Here is a 19,537-nt window from a genome sequence, read left to right as displayed (position 1 = left end):
TACTATTTGTAAAATAATGAGATATCATTCACGTTCTTGAAGCTCGCAATGCATGAAACAAAAAAATAACCCATTGCTGAAGCAATCGGTTTAGTTGTTGAAACCTTGTATTCTTATGCTGTGTTACACTGTCCTTCACTGTTTCGGCAGATTTGCCGGAGCCTTCAGTGTATCTGCCCCTAATGCCCGATGATCGAGCAGGCTTTGCATGATCTGTTGACCGGTCGGCGTAGCGGCGAGCCCGCCCTTCGCGGTTTCACGGTATTTCTCCGGCATGCTCCCCCCGATTTCCAGCATGGCCCCAATCACTTCATCCGCTGGAATGACGCTGCGAATCCCGGAAAGCGCCATCTCGGCAGCGGTAATAGCCGAGACGGCACCAAAGCCGTTGCGCACGATGCATGGTACTTCGACCAATCCGGCGACCGGATCGCAAACAAGACCGAGCGAGTTTTTCAAGGAGAGCCCTACCGCATGCACCGCTTGTACAGGCGACCCACCTCGCAGTTCAACCAAAGCGCCCGCAGCCATCGCTACGGCTGAGCCGATCTCGGCTTGGCATCCTCCCTCAGCTCCAGACACGAAGGAGCGGTTAGCAATGATGAAGCCAAGCGCGCCTGCGGTGAACAACCCTTCCGTCATCCGCTCGTCGCTCCATCCGTAATATTCTTGTGTGCTGAGGAATACACCGGGAATGACTCCGCAGGAACCGGCCGTAGGCGTAGCTATAACCCGCCCCATACTGGCATTCACTTCAGAAACCGCCAGCGCATAGGCTAGCGCTTTGTCTCCTATAGGTCCGAGCATACCTTCTCCTGCGGAAACCGCTGCCGCCACTTTCTTGGCATCATTTCCTGTAAGCCCGCTGCGAGATAACGTATCTTTATTTAATCCCCGGTGAACGGCCTCTTTCATAACAAGATAATAAGACTTCATTTGGGCATTCTCTTGGTTCGGTGTTCGACCTGATTCCAAGGACTGTTCTTCCAGCATCAATTGATGTATCGTCTTTTCTTCTTGAGTGCATATGGCGATCAATTCATGGAGCTCACGGAATCTCAAGCTTCCTCACCTCCTGTTGTTAAATCGATCATTCGAACGCAGACGACACCTTCAAGATTTCGAACGGCTTGAATCAGCTCCTGTGATATGGCTCCGTCCGCTTCGATGACTGTGAAAGCCTGTCCGTTCCGGCTCTTTCTATCCACATCCATCGCCCCAATGTTCAGGTGGTTTTGGCTGAATAAATGGGTTACCTCCGCCAACATACCTATCCGGTCTGCGTGTGTAATTACCATCGTAGGAAAACTGGCGGAGAAACGAACATCGAAATCGTCCACCCCGACAATTTCAATATTTCCTCCCCCAATCGAGGTACCCGTAACACGCATGGAATGATTAAGCTTCATCATCTGTAAGATTGCCGTATTCGGATGAAGTGCGCCTCCGGATTTCGCAATAAAGTTTAGCTGCATTCCCCGCTGCTCGGCAATAACAAGAGCTTCCGGGATGTGCTCGTGAGCCGTATCCCAGTTCAATAAACCTGCGGCAAGTGCCACATCCGTCCCATGTCCCTGATAGGTATCCGCGAAGGAACGGTACAGATATATATTTACCTTTTCCGGCTGAACCTCGAATAGCTGCCTTGCAACTCTGCCAATTCTCACAGCACCCGCCGTATGCGAGCTGGAGGGGCCGACCATATCCGGGCCGATGATAGAAAACACATCCTTAAACCGCATGAAACATCCTCCGATTAGGCCAATCAGGCCGTTAAATGGCTGTGAAGAAACTCATCATCGTTCAGTTGAATCGCATTATAATCCCTCCTTATATTTAACAACATTCTCAAAAAAAATTATTTATTAGCTGCAAACCCCAGCCTAAGCGTCGCGAGCGTTCTTTTCTACTAAAAATGAACTTTCATTCGGATGTTTCTATTGGCCCATAAATCCATGTTTTTAGACAAAAAAAAATCCCAGATTGATAGGATTTTCAGCCTTGCATTATTTTCCGTATAGAGTTATAAAATGGTTACTTCCTACTTATATGACGCTCCCTCATCAGAAAAGCCAACTGGTTTCTGTTCTTAATATCCAGCTTCCTGAAAATATTCGTCAAATGCTTCTTCACCGTCATCTCGCTGAGATACAACTTACTAGCGATTTCAGTATTGGTGTGCCCTTCAATGATAAGCTCCACGATTTCCTTCTCTCGCGATGTCAGGGCGGCATACTCCTTCTGCACATCTCTGCGTTCGTCGAGCATGCCAAAGCTCGCAAGCATTTTGTTCAAATAATTTTGCAGCTTATTTCCTCTTGTATCAATAACATAATAAGGTGTCGGTGTTATGCCGTCATAGTCGTAATGCACCGCATGCTTGGCAACTTGGCATCCAAGGCCTTGATGAATTTCTCCGAAGAACGGATTAGGCGGAGGAGCCGCGATGAGGAATTCGGCAGAAATGATATGCGTGATGAATGTTAAGCCGGCAGCTGCGCGCATCGAATGGTTGGCGAAATCGGGAATATCGATCGTCTTCACGAAATACCCCGCCTTTGACTCCCGCGGCACCTTCAATTCCTTCAGCCTCTGCTCCGGCAATCCTGCAAAATATGCCGAGGATAGCGGCTTTGTACATAAATAGTCCAATGTGTGTACATTAATTGGGATGATTACTGAAAGGCCTGACATATTTCCTAGCCCATCCCGGATCAGTTTGACGGTGCTCACATCCAGCTCATACAGCTCCTGAAGATGGATATGCTTCAAGGTATACAGATTTTCTTGCTCAGAAATCACGTAATCATAACGTTCCAATGTTTCTGGATTCGTATAAGTAATCCTCGCTTCTTTAGCCAATAATCGCCTGTTCTCCATGTAACGCTCCGCCTCGGACCAATTAGCGCTATTAAGCGGTTCCAGCTTATGGGTACCCGAATTTTGATAAAAGAAGGCAAGGATAGCCGGATCACCAATATAATAGAACCACTCGGCAGTCTCCCAAGCGACAGATTTCTTGTGGACCGATTGCTTGATCAGATCGTAATAGTAGAGCACACAGCGCTTTCGAATCCCCGCGTACTGTTCCGGTGTGCGAACCTGAAGCTCATGAGTAATTGCATCCCGCATAAGGTCATGGAGCAGCCAGCCCCGATCCACCCGACGGACGAAAGAAAGCCCAACGAGCTTAAGAAAGTGCTCAGTCGGGACAGGATTATCCATGGCACAGGAGAGAAGCTCCTGATTGAAATGCCGTAGTACCGCGGCCGCTTCCACTAACTCCCGAAGCTGCGGGTCCGGAAGCTCCTTCAACCAGGTATGCACAACTTGAGCGAATATGCCGTTATCTTCCTCTATCTCCATTGGCTGCACGGCATTGGACAGATTAGTGGACACAAGCAGGGATAGAGTCAACGGATGCCCCTTGGTCTTGTTCCATATCCGGTGGATTTGGTCTTCCCGCTTGAAGCCGGAACGATTCAAATACTCCTTGACCGAGGAATAATCCAGATCCCCAATAGGCATTTGCCTAATAAGCTGTCGCCATGCAGGGGAAGACAGCCATGTACCTTGAATCGGGTAACGTCCGGATAAAATAACGAGTACGTTGGACTGGAGCTGTGTCAGGAACTCTTCCCGGAACCAGTATTCGAGCTCTCCGAGTTCCTCGAAAGTATCCAATGCCAGAATGACTCTAACTGACTCAGACTCAGTCACCTGTTGAATCACCTTTTGGCACAGCTCTAACAAACGATCCTGGTTATCCGTCTGTTCATCTTTAGATAACTTGTAACGAAGCAACCGCAGCAAATGGAGGCAGAAATCCTGTGGGTTATGCGGAAAATCCCTGCTGTCGAGCAGCAGGAACCTCGTCTGGGCATGATGAGCAATGGCAATCCGGCGGAATTCGTCGAGGAGGTAGCTTTTGCCTACGCCACCGGTGCCATAGATATTGAGAATAGCTCCTCTATGCCCCTTCCCAGTAAGCTCTTCGCGGAAGAATTGGATTTCCTTCTGCCTGCCTACCAGATAATGCCGTTCAATCTGATCAATTTCATTAACGAATCGTTCCCCAACCTCTTTTGCACTGTCCGATTCCTTATCCATGCCTCCCAACCGCACCCTTCTCCATCTAAATACCGCTGCTGTGATGCATACCTACACCATAAGCAATCCACCGTTCACATTCGTACAAGTACCCGTTATGAACCGGCTCTCTTCACTCGCCAGGAAAGCGATCGCACCCGATACGTCGTCTGGCATCGCTACACGCTGCAGCGGCGTCATGGCCGCAATCTGTTGTTTAATCTCTTCCGGTGTATAACGTGAAGCATCTGTCTGGACAAGTCCTGGAGAAACTACGTTTGCCGTAACTCCATAGGGGGCGTTCTCCAGTGCTACATATTTCGCGAACGCATTAAGCGCTGCTTTGGCGGAGCCATGTGCCGCAAAATAAGGTGTTGCGACATCCGACGCACTGCTGGATATATAGATGATTCTTCCATATTTTCGGGTAATCATAGCAGGCAAAACCGCTTGTGTCAACGTAAAAGTTGCCTTCATCTCATCATTGAGCTTCTGGGCAAATTCCTCCCATTGCATCTCGATCATCGGCTTCATCACGAAGGACATATTCGCATTGCTTACCAGGATGTCGATGTCACCAAGCGTTGTCTGAATATGCGCTATGGCGCTATTTACCTGGTCAGGATCACGCACATCCGCCCTGGCCAGCTCTGCTTTTCCCCCTGCATTCCGAATACGGTCCACGATCGCCTGAGCGGAATCCTCCTGTTGAATATAATTCACCGCAACCATGGCCCCCTGCTTGGCCAGCATAAGTGCTGTTGCCGCTCCGATTCCGCGCGCTCCTCCGGAGATGAAAGCTACTTTACCATGTAAATTCATTTTTATGTTCCTCCTCTTATATAATGAGTTGTTTCATTGTCAGCACATCACATTGGTTTTACGATCATTAAAAGAATCAATATGATACCCATAATCGAAGCCGTATTATATAGCCGATTAGCTTTCGAGAGAAGTATTGCTGCCTTGTTCGTTGATGTGTCCTGATCAGTTGATCGTCCATTCTCGCCATTCAATACTTGTATTAATTGATTCATTACTGGACCGAGCATTCCTACCGCAACCACCTGTATAAGCACATATAATACGAGAGAAATCCAAATCCATAGATCCGTAAATTTCCAACCTGACAAGGCTACGAGTGCCACACCGGACAAAACAGCAATCGTTCCGCCTATTTTAGGGAAATAGTTGAGCAGCTGAAACAGTGCCAACGATTGTCTAAGCTCCTCCCTTTGCTGCTTCTTCCTGAACAAAACATGTCCGAAAAAGGTCGGCCCAATACCGACAATCGACGACAACACGTGAATTACAACAAGCCATCCCATTTACTGTCCACTCCCAAGCTCCATCATTAGTTCTGCAGACGCGTCATCCTAGAACCTCTTAAATTTATCATTCGTGTATTGCGAGCGATAGTATCCTCAGGTAGTAGAAAGGTAGTAGTTAAGTATCTTTTAAACAGTTAGATTCCTCTTCCAAAGGTAGGTTGCATACCTGAGCAGTCACCGGAGACCAGGGCCGACGCTCACACTCCTCCATCCCACAGCCATGCCCTCTTTTGTTCTACCCTTTACTTTGCGCTGCTTCCTCACTTCGAGCCGTTATTCACAACAATGAATTCCCTTGCAGTGTTCCATGTACATCTAGCCCCATCTCCATTTAGAGAAGAGATCACCTGCACTGCACCTATACAACCCGCCAGTACCGATCCACTAAAGTGAAGGTCATTGCGGAAGTAATAGTTCCTTTATTAGCTGGAAAGCCCAAAAAACAGAGTGATAACGGAACCGCTAGTTCCGTTATCACTCTGTTTTTATGCATAAATGCTCAATTCGGCCAGCATAACGGAATTCCCACTTCCGCTATTTCCTTAGATTAGAGTTGACAGATGGAATAACGAAACTCTTAGTTCCGTACAAAATCCTCCAGGGCTCGTCGCCAGCGCTGCTTCGCCGCTATACCTATAAAAATCCCCCTTGATAATGGAGTGCGTTAAATACCTAAGCTCTAATGTTAACTCTGCTCAATCTAAGTAATGTAGACAGGTACAGGTTGCCCGTTCATTTTTCATTCCTTGGATAAGCTTCTATTCGAAGCCCTTTAGATAAAATATATTCTTGTTTTAGTGGTGGTTTTCTTGTGATATAAGAAAGGCAAGTTCCGGTTCAAACTTATACTTCCTTATCACTTAGATAGGGTATCCCCACTTTAGGCTGTATAGAACAATCCGGCGTGTAAAATATCCCCACAAAGTGGGGTCTTGCTTCGAAGTTGATTCAAATACTTTGCGGGGAGCCCCGAAACATATAAAGTCTGTTATTACAAAAAAAAACGGCTGCCTTCGCACCCGTTTTTCACTATGCTACCATTTAGTCAAGGTTGAGAAAACAATATCCAAAACAGGTGAGTAATGTTATAAATTCATGATTAGATGCCGCCGCCAGTAATAACAAGAAGTATAAATAACACAAGCATTACACCTGCGGCAGTCATTCCAATACCTATTCCATCAAACCCCATATGATTTTCCTCCTCCCATGTCACACACCAGTCTATGAAAGTACTTCGCTGATGGAGTGGACTGTTCAAAAAATAGGCATTATACATTGCGTATTTCTATTTATAGGTGGCTGATGTATGAAGGCAGTAACTTATCAAGGTGTAAAAGATATCCCAGTTAAACAAGTCGATGATCCCACGCTCCAAAATTAAAAAAACGCCATTAGAGGACGAACAAAAGCTAAAGCTCCAGAGATAGACGTTAATTTCAATTGAGATCGCTCTAAAGCTATTAAGAAATTAGGCACCATTCAGATCACATTTCCAACGCGAGAGAATCCCGGGCGCGCGTTGCGGCATTGCATGGCGGTCGGTCCAACACCACGCGGCATCTAAGGCTCAGTGTACAACATGTCCCCTAACAGGCGATGCACACGTATCCACCGATTTAACAACAAAAAAAAGAATTTGTACCGAATTCTGAATTCAGGTACAAATTCTTTTTTTAATTCAATTCCTCCATCTGCTCCTTGATCAAATGAGCAAGCAAAGCGCAGCGTAAGGAGATACTGTCCAGCTCCACATATTCATCGAGAGCATGGGCGCCATGACCAACCGCACCCAATCCGTCCAAGGTCGGAATGTTCAATGCAGCAGTGAAATTGCCGTCGCTGGCCCCACCTGTGGCGGTCTCCTCAAGGGAAAAGCCCAATTCACCCGCAATCGCCTGGGCACTGGCAAACAGCTTGCGGCTCATAGCCTGCTCCATAGGCGGGCGGATAATGCCACCCCGCACATGCAGCTTCGTGTTCGCCAAGACAGGCGATACATTCAGAATATGCCGGCTAAGCCGCTCCGCTTCATCCATCGACTCGATCCGAAGGTCAAGCTCAGCCCGTGCTTGACCGCTCACCACATTGACTGCCGTGCCTCCTGAAGCAATGCCCACATTGACCGTTGAGCCTTTAGCGTAGTCTGTCAATCCTTGTAAATACAAGATTTGATGGGCTAGCTCTTGCAGCGCATTAACGCCCTCGCTGTGGTTGATCCCCGAGTGAGCGGGAACGCCCTCGATCTCCAAGGCAAATCTTCCGACTCCTTTGCGGGATGTTTTCAACTTCCCTAACGGGCCTAATGCAGGCTCCAGAACGAAGACAGCATCGCTTTTCAGAGCCTCTTCTTCAATCCACTTTCTAGAGGAGGGACTGCCCACCTCCTCGTCCGTGTTGATGAACAATACCATTTTTTTAGTAAGCTTGTATTGGGAAACAACCGCATACATAGCATACAGTCCCTGCAGCAGACCGCATTTCATATCAAAAATTCCTGGTCCGTACAAACGCTGTCCCTCTTGCCTGAAAGGACGTTTGGCGGTCTCACCTTCCGGCCAAACCGTATCCATATGCGCTATGAGCAAAATTTGCCCTGATCCTGAATCTGTTCCTTCGCCCAAGCACAGCTTCACTTGATTGCCGAACTTCTCTTGGGGAATGGATTCAACAGAACCTCCCATCAGCTCCTGAAAACGAGTGATAACAATCTGCATCGCCTGATCCACCAGTGCTTTGCTGCTTGTCGGGGTATCCAAATTAACCAGATTCTCCAAATCCGACAACAAAGCATCCTGCTGCCCATTTATAAACTCCAACAATTTACTCATGCTCGCACACCTGCCTTTATACGTTCTTAGTGAACCAATCCGCTACTGCATCCAGCCGAGCTAAGCGCTGCTGAGGCCTGCCCGACGAAGCCATCGCATGTGAAGCTCCAGGGAACCGGATAAACTCCGCGTCTTTGCCAAGTCGTTTCAAGGCCAGAAACCACTGCTCCCCTTGCTCGATGGGACAACGGTGATCCAGTTCCCCATGGAGAATCAAGACGGGTGTGGAGACCTGCTCGGCATAACGTATCGGTGAACGATCCATGATGTATTCTTCATCGTTCCAAAGATCGGATTGACCACCTAGCTCGTACAGATTAATCTGAAAGCCAAGATCGCTGTTGCCTATTTTACTGTACAAATTACAAATCGACCGTTCGGTCACGGCTGCTTTGAACCTGTGATCATGGCCGATCAGCCAATTGACCAAATAGCCTCCATAGCTGCCGCCCATTACATAGAGCGGTTCTTCAGCTACAAATTTATCGGCAGCGGATACGTCTTCCAGGAAACCAAGAATATCTTGAACATCCTTGCCGCCCCACTCCCCAACAACCCCGTAGGAGAAAGCTTGTCCATAACCATAGCTGCCTCTCGGATTACAAAAGACAATTCGATACCCGCGGCTCGCAAGGTACCAGAAGTCAAAATGGAACGAATGACCATAAGCAAGATGCGGCCCGCCGTGAATCATCAGAATCGTCCCTGCACGTGGGCTAGCGTCCTTTTTCAAAACCTCCATCGTCCATCCTTGAATAGTCAGACCATCTGGAGTTTTATAGAAATGTTCGTGGACTTCCGCTGAAGAGACTTGCTGCTGCATCTCCTCGTTATAACCGGTAATCCGCTCCACCTGAACGGGGTTTTGATCCTTCCAAACCGCACGGTACAGCTCTCCTGGATGGTCCATGGCATCACCTACAAACACCACCGTAAATTCTCGCGTATCGCAGTATTCAACTGCAAACGCAATGACGTTCAACGCCAGAGGAAGGGCTGCCACCTGGGAAGAAGTGGTATCCAATCGGTAAATCGACTGTCTGCCTTCATACGTTCCTACAAAGAAAATAAACTCGCTCGCCGCATGATGCACCACTGCTGTATTGATGCCTGTCCGCTTGCTGTCGCTTATAATGTGATACCCGAGAGGCACATCAACATTCCCATGCAGCCAGTATTCCCTCTCGCCCGGTTCCACTTGGAACCATTGGTCGAATTCGGCACTGTTCGGTGTATGCTTCTTCCCCGAACCGAGCAAGGAGCCGTTCGGAAGCGGAACGAGTGCCGAAACCGACTTTACGTCCGGTGCAATTGCGGTAGTTGAACCATCTACCCTATTCTGGACATGAACTTGGGGACTTTTGGCGAGATCGACCCCGTCCGGGTAATCTACTGTATAATACAAGCTTTGTCCGTCTGCTGAAAAAGCCGGGTTTCCATGATCCGATTCCACAGCAGTTATCCTGGAAACCTCAGATGATTCCACATCTACTTCAAACAGGTGGGTATACCCGTTCGTCATCCCTTCGCCATCCAGCTTATATCGGATTCGTTTTACCGTATAAGCAGTCGTATTGATTTCATTAACCCGGCTTGTAAAAACGATAGTCCGACTATCGGGAGCCCAAACGAAATCCTTCACTTTCCACTTGGGCGTGAGCGCATGAATGCTGCCGGATGATGGCCGGTACACCCAAAGCTCGTCGTTCGCTCCAAACTTGCGTATAAAAGCCAGCAGGTCGCCATTCGGTGACCACCTAGGACTATGATCGGAGGGCAATTCCCCCTCTTTTGGCGCCTCAAACAGAACAGTTTCAATATGCGTATTCGTGTTTAACACGATCAGTTCACTAATATAAACATCCTGCTCTATGTCCATTCTTCCCTTGGCGAGCACTACCTTCTCCCGCTCCCGGGGATGAACGCTCGGCGCCCCAAGCAGTGTAAGCCGGGATAGATCCGTTGATCGCAGCATGATGTATTCAGCTCCTTTTCTCTCTGAAAGTGAATATTCTCCCCCGCTTATGAAGCGCTAAGGGTTAACCAAATGGCAGGCCACCCAATGATTCGGTTCAGCTTCACGCCATTCCGGCTCGACTTGCCGGCAGCGCTCCTCCGCCCAAGGACAGCGGGTATGAAACCGGCAGCCAGCAGGCGGATTAAGTGGACTCGGCAGCTCCCCGCGCAGTGTAATTTTCTCCCGCTGCCTCTGCATTTTGGGATTCGGAATAGGAATGGCACTCATTAACGCCTGGGTGTATGGATGCAGCGGTTTACCGAAAATCGATGTTTTGCTGCCCAACTCGACCATTTTTCCAAGATACATGACACCCACCCGATCACTTACATGTCGGACGACAGACAAATCATGCGAAATGAACAAATAAGTGAGATCAAGCTCCTTTTGAAGCTGACCGAAGAGATTTACGATTTGGGACTGTACGGAGACGTCCAATGCAGATACGGGTTCATCGCATACGATAAACTTGGGGCGCAGGGCAATTGCCCTCGCAATAACAATACGCTGGCGCTGACCTCCGGAAAACTCATGAGGGTATTTATCCAAACTAGCCTGAGGGAGGCCAACCATCTCCAACAGCTGCTTAGCCTGCTGAGCCTCCTGCCCAGCATGCAGATCATGAATGTGAAAGGGCTCCGTCAAGACATCGCGAATTTTCATTCTGACGTTCAACGACGAATAAGGGTCCTGAAAAACAATCTGCATGTCCTTTCTCAGCCGCCTGAGCTCCTCCCCCTGAAGCGTCGACAGATCCTGACCGTTATACCATGTTTTCCCTTCCGTTGGGCGTTCCAAATAAAGCACTGCACGTCCTGTCGTCGATTTGCCGCAGCCGCTTTCTCCCACCAGGCCTAGCGTTTCTCCTGCTGCCAGCTCAAAGCTTACTCCATCCACTGCTTTAACTACAGAGGAGCGGCCCAGCCCAAACAGCTTGGAGGATTGCGTATAGTGCTTCTTTATATGATCCACAACGATCAAGGGGGCCGCAGCCGTCCCTTCTCGATTGACGGTTTGACTCATTTAAACTCCCCCTCTACCGGGTGCCAGCAAGCCACGGCATGTCCCTGCTGATCCGCTATCAGCTCTGGATTTTGCTCTCTGCAAAGATCCGTTGCAAAAGTACAGCGCGGATGAAAAGGACAGCCTCTCGGCAAGCTTTTCAGATCCGGTACAACGCCTGGAATGGTGTTCAGCTCCGCATCCCCGTCACCCGTAATATCGGGAATGCTGTTCAGCAATCCAACTGTATAAGGATGGCGCGGCGATTCGATTAAGTCGTCAACGGCTGCGAGCTCCATCAACTGCCCCGCATACATTACGGCAACCCGGTCCGCTGCGTCTGCAATGACGCCCATATCATGGGTAATCAGCAGAATGGACGTACCGTATTCCCGCTTAATGTCTTTTAACAGATCCAAAATTTGTGCCTGAATAGTAACATCCAAAGCCGTTGTAGGCTCGTCCGCGATAATCATTTTAGGATTACAGGCTAGTGCCATTGCAATCATAACCCGCTGCCTCATACCTCCGGACAGCTCGAACGGATATTGACGGAAACGGACCTCGGGCTCCGAGATACCCACTGATTTCAGCAGGTCGATAACCCTTCTCTTACGTTCCGTTTTGCCCATTTTTTTATGCAAAATAAATAATTCCTCGATTTGCCGCCCGACCGGAATCAATGGATTCAAAGCCGTCATCGGTTCCTGAAAAATCATCGAAACCGTGTTGCCCCGAATGCTCCGCATCCCCGATTCAGGCATGTTTTTCAGTGAAACTCCCGCAAGCTCAATGTCTCCTCCATCAAAACGGGCATTGGCAGGAAGCAGCTTCATCAGAGACAGCGCCGTAAGGCTTTTGCCGCTGCCGCTTTCCCCGACAAGTCCCAGGATTTCGCCTTTTTTCAGCTGCAGAGAAACGTTCCGCAGGGCCGTTACCGGACCCGAGGACTGCTGAAAGGATAAAGAAAGATTATGAATCTTCATAATGGTAGATGAATCCTTACCGCTTGCTCCTGTCTCCACTGGGACGGTCATGGCGTACGCCCCCCCAGTGTCTCGCGAAATTGTCCCGCATACTGCTTGGCATGATATTCAGCGATCTCCCCACAGGTGGCCCACCACACTTCCGGATCATTCTTAAGCTGGGAAAGCAGCCGTTCCAGCGCAACCATACGCGAGCCCCTGCCGCTGATCCAGCAGTGAACCGTCAGTAGAAACAAGCCTCCGTACCGCTTAATACCCTCGTATTCCTGCTGCCAGGTATCGATTACCGTATTCGGATTTAAGGGTGGATTTCCCCCAACGCCTCCGGTGTAACGATAAAAGATGGCATCATCGAGCAGCCATTGAACAGGAACCTCTGGAAGTCCATCGATCCAATACGGATGATCATATCCCATCATGGAGCTGTCGTAAGGAATCCCGTGACGCTGCAGCAGCTCGAAGGTATCGGGCGTCATTTCCCAAGAGGGTGAGCGAAACCCCATCGTTCTTGGACCTATAACCTTCTCCAAGGCCTGCTTTCCGCGTACAATGCTTTCTTGCACCTGCTCCTTGGTCAGTTCATCCACTCGCTCATGCAAATACCCGTGAAGTCCGATCTCATGCCCTTCCTTGGCGATCGCCTCCACCGCCGCAGGATACTTCTCGGCAATAACCCCTGGTATAAAGAAGCTGGCGCGTATATCCAAACGGGATAGCATCTCCAGGATGCGGTAAATCCCCTGGCGGGGTCCAAAAGCTCTTTGCTCCAGCTCTCCAAGTGTATTGGGCTGTGTATGCCGGGAGCGCCACAAATAAGGGGTCTCTCCATCGAAGTCGATACTAAAAGCCGCAGCGCAGCGCTTTCCATCCGGCCATGCATAGGTAGCATTCGTCATCTTAAGCCTGCTTTCCAGCCTGAGGCTTCGGCGATTTGAACGTGCCTGCCGTACGACCGCCATCTACCGTTAACGTAGATCCCGTTATGAAGGAAGCCGCCTCGGAGCATAGGTACAGAATAGCCGTAGGAGCATCCTGCGGACCTGAGGTGCGGCCAAGCGGAATTTGCGTAAGCATATTCGCCACATAATCCTCCGACAGCTCGCTCACCTCACTGCCCGGGGCAAAGCCCGGCGCTACAGCATTGACCCGAATCTGATACGGGGCAAGCTCCAGCGCGAAGGAACGGGTCAGCATGGATAAAGCTGCTTTGCCCGTAGAGTAATGCCCCCCGCCGATTTGATTGCTAAGCGCAGCGCCGGAGCTGATATTGATGATCGAGCCAGGCTTGCCGTCTTTGATCATCTGCTGTGCAAGCAGCTGCGTTAACAGAAATGGAGCCGTGACGTTCACTCCGATCGAAGTGTTCCAATCTTCCACACTCATTTCCAGAAGCTTGTGTCTTTGATATATACCGGCATTATTGATCAAAATATCAGCCGAAGACCATTCCTGCTCAACAAATTCAGCTAATTCAACGATGGATGCTTCCTGAGCCAAATCGGTCGTATGGAACAGCAGCTCTGCATCCTTCAACAATGGATCCTCTTTCATCGCCCTCAATTCATTGTCGCGAATATCGGACAAGATCAGCTTGGCCCCTTGGGAAGCAAAGGCCTGAGCGATCCAGGTGCCGAATATGCCGGCTGCTCCTGTGATGACAACCTTTTTACCTATAAAAATGCCTTCAAAATGCAATGCAATCACCTCGAGGTTTATCTTTTTTGATTTTTCGGATCCAACCGATCCCGCACATAATCTCCGATCATATTAATCGAGATCACAATGAGGAAGATGGCAATGCCCGGAAAAGTGGCAAGCCACCAAGCTGTCGACACGTACTGCTGTCCGACAGACAGCATGGAGCCCCAGCTCGGATTAGGCGGCTGTACTCCCAAACCGATGAACGATAGTGAAGCTTCGAATATAATCATAAGTCCGACTTCCAGTGTGGCGACCACCACCAGCGGGGGAATCACCTCAGGCAAAATATGCCGGATAAGCAGCCGGCCCGGACGCGCACCCAATGCTGCCATTGCTTTTACAAAGTCCTTGTTCACTGTAGAAAGCGTCGTGCTTTGAGTAACACGGGCATATCGGGGCCATCGAGCGAGGCCAAGGACGATTATCAGGTTCAACAAGCTGGGCCCCAGCACCGCTACGGTCAAAATCGCCAGTAAAAAAAACGGGATGGATAATAAAATATCCGCCACACGCATTATTAGAGCACCAACCCAATTTCTGTAGAATCCAGCCAGCATCCCCAATAATCCTCCAATGATACCGGATATAAAGACGGCGGTCACCGATACAAACAAGGAGACACGAGCTCCATAAATTAATCGGCTGAACACATCTCTGCCCAACTCATCGGTACCGAGCAAATAAGAGGATCCGTCTGGTCCCACAAAACCCGGTGATTTTAAACGGATTGAAAGTGCCGTCAGCGTAGGATCATGCTTCGCAAACCATCCCGGCATGAGGGCAATGAGAACGAACAGCAAAAGAATGACAGCAAAAGGAATGATGGAAATCGGCCCCAACCTCCACAGTCTGGCCTTTGTCTGCTGTATCCAGGAACGTGTTGGTGCTTGTTGGTCCGGTGTAGATAATAGGCTCATTGTGATGTCTCTCTCCCCAGCTTGATTCTTGGGTCTACCCATCCGTACACCAGGTCGGTCATCAGGTTAATGAAAATATAAACCGAGGCACCCAGCACAACGACAGCTTGCACTAATGGAAAATCCCTGGCCGCGATCGACTGGATGGTCAGCTGCCCCAAACCGGGCCATGCGAAAATCGTCTCAGTAACGACAGATCCCCCCAATAAATTGGCGCATTCCAGGCCAAGGATCGTGATGATCGGAATGGAGGCGTTCCGCAGCAAATGCCGGTACAGCAGCCTGGGAACCCCTACCCCTTTCGAGCGGGCTGTTCTCACGTAATCCTGTCCCAGCTGCTCCAGCACGCTGGAACGGGTCATTCTAGCGACCGTTGCTATAGACAGCGAGGCCAAGGTAATCGCGGGAAGAATGAGCGACTGGAGATTCTCAGCCCCTGATGAGGGCAGCCAGCGGAACTTGACCGCAAGCAGCATAATGAGAAGTATGCCTGTCCAGAAGGCAGGCATACTTTGTCCAACCAGAATGAATGGCATGCATACTTTTTCAACCCAAGTGCCTTTGTAAATCGCTGTGATCATTCCCATGGGCACTCCAATAATTACAGTAAGAATAAGTGCAGACATCGCCAAGTCGATCGTATAAGGAATCCGGTCCATCATAATGTCCATGACCGGCATTTTTTGAACGTAGGAATAGCCCAGATTTCCGGTTAAAATCTGCTGTAGAAAGCTCACATACTGAAGACCTACGGGCTGATCCAGCCCGAGTGCGTGACGAAGCACGGCAATATCTTCAGCGGTTGCATTTTGAGGGACCATTAGCAGGACAGGGTCTCCGGTTAAACGCAGGATGAAAAAGATGATGGTGGCTACACCAAACACTGAAACCAGAGCTTGGACGATTCGCTGTCCTACATATAGCATGTGCGATCCCTCCTAAGCCTTTTTATTTCGCCCATTTCATATCTTTAACAAAGAAGTTCTCCTGCGGGTCCGGCTGCCACTGCAATTGCTTGGAGGCTCCATATAAAGCATAGGCCTGATACAATCCGATTCCCGGCACATCCTGCTGAAGCACATTCAACGCTTTTTTATAATTTTCCGTCCGTACAGCCTCATCTGTCGTTGTTCTTGCCGCATCTACCGCTTGGTCAAACGTAGGGTTGGTATAGCTGCTCCAGATCGTTCCTGTGCGGAACAAAGGAAGAATAGTACCATCCGCGTCCATGCATGCGCAGGACCAGATGCCCATACGGATGCTGCCCCATTTGCGGGCTGGGTCTTGAACCTTTTTCAAATAGGTCGCTTGGTCTGTGCTGACAATGTTGACCTTGATGCCGATCTTATCGAGATCGCCTTGAACTGCCTGAACGATACGCTGATCAAACGAAGGGGAGGTAGCAAAATCAAGTGTAATGCCATTAGCATGACCCGCTTCCTTTAGCAAAGCCTTGGCTTTCTCAGGATTGTAGGTGTAGCCCGGAATGCTTGTATCATAGCCGAACGAGAGAGGCGTCAGCACCTGGGTAACCGGTTTGCCGTAGCCGTGAAGAAGCGATGTAATCAACGAATCATAGTTAATTCCGTAAGCAATTGCCTGGTTAACCTGGCTCGACTTGGTTGGAGTATCACCTACCATATTAAAAGCCAGATAAGCTACACGCTCGGTCGGTGTGGAGAACACTTGTAGCTCTGACTTGCTCTTAATGTTGTCTACATCGTCAGGGCTAATAGCGGATGCGAAATCAGCCTTGCCTGACTGCAGATCAGCTACACGGCTCGCAGGATTGGATACGAAGCGATACTCAACTGCTGGAATTTCCGGCTTGCCGCCCCAATAGCCAGCGTTCGCCTTCAACGTAATCTGTGTTCCCTTCGCCCAGCTTTCGAATTGATAAGCGCCACTTCCTACAGGGTTCAGGTTAAACTGATCGTTCCCCTTCTCCTTCACGTACTTTTGCGGCACTATACTCAAATTGACAAGCTGTGTCAGCAAAGTCGGGCTCGGTTTATCAGTCGTAAGTTTGAGCTCGCTGCCTTCCGCTTTGGCAGTGGTGATCATATTAAAGTTGGCATACTGCGGACTGCGGAGATCTTTATCCAGAATACGCTGAATACTGAAAGCAACATCCTCTGCTGTAAGTGCATCACCATTGTGAAACTTAATATCGCCACGGATTTTGAAGGTCCAGGTTGTAGGCGAGTCCTGCTTCCACGATTCAGCTACCCACGGTACAAATTTATTGGTTTTCGCATCACGGTGAATCAAATTATCGAAGATGTTTCGGTATACCGAATAGCTGTCAAAATTGTACTGAAGCCCCGGGTCCAAATTGGATGATTCATTTGCCAAATCGACCACCAGCTTGCGGCTTTCCACTTGAGCTCCGCCTTGCGGCTTCTGTTCGTTATTCGCCGCCTGTTTGTTAGCTACACTGCACCCCACCAGGGTGATAATCAAAAATAAGCTGAAAATAAAAGTCGCGCTTTTCAATAAAGGTTTCATAACATCCTCCAATATCATTTCTAAAATAAAGTAAAATTTAATTAAGGTGCAGCATAGTATCCGCTCTAATCTTTTGCAAATAGCTGTAAATTGTAAATTTCGATACACCTAGCGCTCCGGCCACATATTCAGTAGAACCCTTGATCAGGAACGTCCCCTTTTGCTCCAAAAGCCTTACGCATTCAATCTTTTCATCCATTTCAAGCAAAGACGGCGCCTTGTTAAATCCTTTCAGCACTTGGCCCACCAAGTTGGCAATCACCTCCTGAACGGAAGAATAGAAGCTTTCCTTATCCGTCTCTTCATGCTCGAATTGAACCAGCTGCTGCAATTGATTGTTTATAGTGATCAAATGGCTCACATTCAAATTGATGCACATTGCACCGATGACTTTACCCTCGAGATCTCTAAGGAAAACCGTGGAAGATTTAAGCACATACCCTTTGGCTGATACCGTCTTATAGTTGGCAATATCCTTGATTTCCTTATCGGGCTTCTTCAATTCCTGCAAAACCAGATCCGTAATCGGCGCTCCAACTTTCCGTTCCGTTATAGTTCCTGCCAAATGAATCAAAGACTGCTCCAGATCAGTAAAGTCATGAATCGCAACTTCGCATTCATTTCCCAGCATTTTCACCAGCATATCCGCAGTCCGAATGGCTTGGTCGAAAATGGATTGCTGTATATGGTTCATGTGATCCATCCTTTTTCCTTATCCTCTTGTCATCCGTTTTCCGGGCTCAAGTACAGGAACCTCCACCTGAACGGTTTCAGGATATTTAATTCCACTGCCTGTATTCAGGGCAATAACGGTTTCACTCGCTTTAATCCAGCCGCTTTCCCTGAGCTTGCGTGCCGCCGAGAATGTTGCTGCGCCTTCCGGACATACGAATACTCCTTCCAATCGGGCAATTTGCTCCTGCTCCTCCAGCAGCTCGGCATCATTAATGGCTATTGCGCAGCCATCGGTTTTGTAAATGGCTTCGAGTACAAGAAAATCGCCCAGCGCTTTTGGCACGTTGATGCCAAAGGCTATAGTTGTGGAATCCTCCCAAAATTGGGAGTCCGGCTTGCCCTCCTCCCATGCCTTTACAATCGGGGAGCAGCCTTCAGCCTGAACCGCGACCAACCGAGGAAGCTTTTCTTCGATCCAGCCTAATTCGATGAGCTCCTTCAGAGCTTTATATATCCCGATCAGCCCTACGCCTCCGCCAGTGGGATACAGAATGACGTCAGGAACTTTCCAACCGAGCTGCTCTACAATCTCCAGCCCCATGGTTTTTTTTCCTTCAATCCGATAAGGCTCCTTCAAAGTGGAAGCATCGAACAGATTGTGCTCCTTGACGGCTTGCCCTACTATTTTTCCCGCATCGCTGATCAGGCCGTTCACCAGATTCAGATTGGCACCCGAAATCGCACATTCATTGCGAGTAATGACCGGCGCTTCGACCGGCATCACGATGGAAGCCTTGATGCCGGCTCTGGCGGCATATAACGCCCAGGCCGCACCTGCGTTGCCGTTAGTCGGCATTGCCAGCTCCTTCACGGACAGCTCCTTCGCCTTGGAGACGCCGACAGCCGCCCCGCGCGCTTTGAAGCTACCTGTAGGAATGATGCCTTCATCCTTCATCCAAAGGTTATCGATCCCCATAGCCACACCGATTCGATCCATCCTTAGCAGGGGAGTCAATCCCTCGCCCAGCGTCACGATATTCTCGGGGTTCACAACGGGAAGAAGCTCATGGTACCTCCATAAATCATTGGATCGTCCAACAAGACTCGACGGGGTCCAATGCTTTTTAAGCTCCTGCAGATCATAATCGACCAACAATGGAGAACCGCATGTACACAATTGCTGGATTTCGTCAAAGCGGTACTCTTTTTGACATTTGGGACAATGCAGTTGGCTTATATAGCTGAATTTCATAAAGGCAACCTTCCTTTTTTTAGAATTAATTAGTCCTCACAAATTTTTACCAGCTACAATTTTTTTTAATCAAACGAGCCGTTTCCTTCTAGAAAAAATAAAAAGCTCTAATACGCCTGTTGGATACAGGTCGAATTAGAGCTTTCGGTGGTCCGATCAGCTTTATTCTATTAATCTAGTAGGAATACTCTGTTATCTTCGAAAAACAATTTAGCACGGGAAATATAA

At 49.0% G+C, this 19,537-nt stretch carries 16 protein-coding genes; all 16 read right to left on the bottom strand.

Annotated features, from left to right (window positions below; translation table 11 throughout):
- Positions 1 to 135: 135 nt before the first annotated feature.
- A complete protein-coding gene (sdaAA, locus tag ACFQ0C_RS34765; RefSeq protein WP_379373871.1) occupies positions 136 to 1,062 on the bottom strand; it encodes an L-serine ammonia-lyase, iron-sulfur-dependent, subunit alpha in 927 nt (308 codons plus the stop codon).
- On the bottom strand, positions 1,059 to 1,742 hold the full coding sequence (gene sdaAB, locus ACFQ0C_RS34760; protein WP_379373869.1) for an L-serine ammonia-lyase, iron-sulfur-dependent subunit beta: 684 nt from the start codon (positions 1,740 to 1,742) through the stop codon (positions 1,059 to 1,061). The genes sdaAA and sdaAB overlap by 4 nt, the downstream gene beginning before the upstream one ends.
- A gap of 292 nt (positions 1,743 to 2,034) precedes the next feature.
- On the bottom strand, positions 2,035 to 4,110 hold the full coding sequence (locus ACFQ0C_RS34755) for a LuxR C-terminal-related transcriptional regulator (RefSeq protein WP_379373867.1): 2,076 nt from the start codon (positions 4,108 to 4,110) through the stop codon (positions 2,035 to 2,037).
- Positions 4,111 to 4,161: 51 nt separating this feature from the next.
- Complete coding sequence (locus ACFQ0C_RS34750) at positions 4,162 to 4,911, bottom strand: SDR family NAD(P)-dependent oxidoreductase (RefSeq protein ID WP_258216764.1); 750 nt, start codon at positions 4,909 to 4,911, stop codon at positions 4,162 to 4,164.
- A gap of 47 nt (positions 4,912 to 4,958) precedes the next feature.
- A complete protein-coding gene (locus tag ACFQ0C_RS34745) occupies positions 4,959 to 5,417 on the bottom strand; it encodes a DUF2269 family protein (RefSeq protein ID WP_379373865.1) in 459 nt (152 codons plus the stop codon).
- Between the two features lie 1,679 nt (positions 5,418 to 7,096).
- Positions 7,097 to 8,251, bottom strand: coding sequence for a M20 family metallopeptidase (locus ACFQ0C_RS34740; protein WP_379373863.1), 1,155 nt, complete (start codon positions 8,249 to 8,251; stop codon positions 7,097 to 7,099).
- Positions 8,252 to 8,267: 16 nt separating this feature from the next.
- The gene (locus ACFQ0C_RS34735) at positions 8,268 to 10,226 is read right to left on the bottom strand and encodes a S9 family peptidase (protein WP_379373861.1); all 1,959 of its coding nucleotides are present in this window, start codon (positions 10,224 to 10,226) and stop codon (positions 8,268 to 8,270) included.
- A gap of 57 nt (positions 10,227 to 10,283) precedes the next feature.
- Positions 10,284 to 11,291: an ABC transporter ATP-binding protein gene (locus ACFQ0C_RS34730; RefSeq protein WP_379373860.1), complete on the bottom strand. Its 1,008-nt coding sequence runs from the start codon at positions 11,289 to 11,291 to the stop codon at positions 10,284 to 10,286.
- On the bottom strand, positions 11,288 to 12,307 hold the full coding sequence (locus ACFQ0C_RS34725; RefSeq protein WP_379373858.1) for an ABC transporter ATP-binding protein: 1,020 nt from the start codon (positions 12,305 to 12,307) through the stop codon (positions 11,288 to 11,290). Before ACFQ0C_RS34725 ends, ACFQ0C_RS34730 begins: the two co-directional genes overlap by 4 nt.
- Entirely contained in the window at positions 12,304 to 13,152 is an 849-nt protein-coding gene (locus ACFQ0C_RS34720; protein WP_379373856.1) for a polysaccharide deacetylase family protein, read from the bottom strand. Before ACFQ0C_RS34720 ends, ACFQ0C_RS34725 begins: the two co-directional genes overlap by 4 nt.
- A 1-nt stretch (position 13,153) precedes the next feature.
- Entirely contained in the window at positions 13,154 to 13,960 is an 807-nt protein-coding gene (locus ACFQ0C_RS34715) for an SDR family NAD(P)-dependent oxidoreductase (protein ID WP_379373854.1), read from the bottom strand.
- 8 nt (positions 13,961 to 13,968) lie between these two features.
- Complete coding sequence (locus ACFQ0C_RS34710) at positions 13,969 to 14,874, bottom strand: ABC transporter permease (RefSeq protein WP_379373852.1); 906 nt, start codon at positions 14,872 to 14,874, stop codon at positions 13,969 to 13,971.
- Positions 14,871 to 15,800 (bottom strand): ABC transporter permease, encoded by a 930-nt coding sequence (locus ACFQ0C_RS34705; protein ID WP_258216774.1) that lies wholly within the window; start codon positions 15,798 to 15,800, stop codon positions 14,871 to 14,873. The genes ACFQ0C_RS34710 and ACFQ0C_RS34705 overlap by 4 nt, the downstream gene beginning before the upstream one ends.
- Positions 15,801 to 15,822: 22 nt before the next feature.
- The gene (locus tag ACFQ0C_RS34700; RefSeq protein ID WP_379373849.1) at positions 15,823 to 17,382 is read right to left on the bottom strand and encodes an ABC transporter substrate-binding protein; all 1,560 of its coding nucleotides are present in this window, start codon (positions 17,380 to 17,382) and stop codon (positions 15,823 to 15,825) included.
- Between the two features lie 37 nt (positions 17,383 to 17,419).
- Entirely contained in the window at positions 17,420 to 18,076 is a 657-nt protein-coding gene (locus ACFQ0C_RS34695) for a helix-turn-helix transcriptional regulator (protein ID WP_258216776.1), read from the bottom strand.
- An 18-nt stretch (positions 18,077 to 18,094) separates the two neighbouring features.
- A complete protein-coding gene (locus ACFQ0C_RS34690; protein ID WP_379373847.1) occupies positions 18,095 to 19,309 on the bottom strand; it encodes a threonine synthase in 1,215 nt (404 codons plus the stop codon).
- Positions 19,310 to 19,537 lie beyond the last annotated feature (228 nt).

This window comes from Paenibacillus sp. GCM10027630, from assembly GCF_042676305.1.
GTDB lineage: Bacteria > Bacillota > Bacilli > Paenibacillales > NBRC-103111 > Paenibacillus_S.
This window is presented reverse-complemented; position numbering and strand designations above follow the sequence as displayed.

Excerpts from the sequence above, each read along its gene's own strand:
- sdaAB (WP_379373869.1), bottom strand. The coding sequence starts at position 1,742 with ATGCGGTTTAAGGATGTGTTTTCTATCATCGGCCCGGATATGGTCGGC.
- ACFQ0C_RS34755 (WP_379373867.1), bottom strand. The coding sequence starts at position 4,110 with ATGGATAAGGAATCGGACAGTGCAAAAGAGGTTGGGGAACGATTCGTT.
- ACFQ0C_RS34750 (WP_258216764.1), bottom strand. The coding sequence starts at position 4,911 with ATGAATTTACATGGTAAAGTAGCTTTCATCTCCGGAGGAGCGCGCGGA.
- ACFQ0C_RS34745 (WP_379373865.1), bottom strand. The coding sequence starts at position 5,417 with ATGGGATGGCTTGTTGTAATTCACGTGTTGTCGTCGATTGTCGGTATT.
- ACFQ0C_RS34740 (WP_379373863.1), bottom strand. The coding sequence starts at position 8,251 with ATGAGTAAATTGTTGGAGTTTATAAATGGGCAGCAGGATGCTTTGTTG.
- ACFQ0C_RS34735 (WP_379373861.1), bottom strand. The coding sequence starts at position 10,226 with ATGCTGCGATCAACGGATCTATCCCGGCTTACACTGCTTGGGGCGCCG.
- ACFQ0C_RS34730 (WP_379373860.1), bottom strand. The coding sequence starts at position 11,291 with ATGAGTCAAACCGTCAATCGAGAAGGGACGGCTGCGGCCCCCTTGATC.
- ACFQ0C_RS34725 (WP_379373858.1), bottom strand. The coding sequence starts at position 12,307 with ATGACCGTCCCAGTGGAGACAGGAGCAAGCGGTAAGGATTCATCTACC.
- ACFQ0C_RS34720 (WP_379373856.1), bottom strand. The coding sequence starts at position 13,152 with ATGACGAATGCTACCTATGCATGGCCGGATGGAAAGCGCTGCGCTGCG.
- ACFQ0C_RS34710 (WP_379373852.1), bottom strand. The coding sequence starts at position 14,874 with ATGAGCCTATTATCTACACCGGACCAACAAGCACCAACACGTTCCTGG.
- ACFQ0C_RS34705 (WP_258216774.1), bottom strand. The coding sequence starts at position 15,800 with ATGCTATATGTAGGACAGCGAATCGTCCAAGCTCTGGTTTCAGTGTTT.
- ACFQ0C_RS34700 (WP_379373849.1), bottom strand. The coding sequence starts at position 17,382 with ATGAAACCTTTATTGAAAAGCGCGACTTTTATTTTCAGCTTATTTTTG.
- ACFQ0C_RS34695 (WP_258216776.1), bottom strand. The coding sequence starts at position 18,076 with ATGAACCATATACAGCAATCCATTTTCGACCAAGCCATTCGGACTGCG.
- ACFQ0C_RS34690 (WP_379373847.1), bottom strand. The coding sequence starts at position 19,309 with ATGAAATTCAGCTATATAAGCCAACTGCATTGTCCCAAATGTCAAAAA.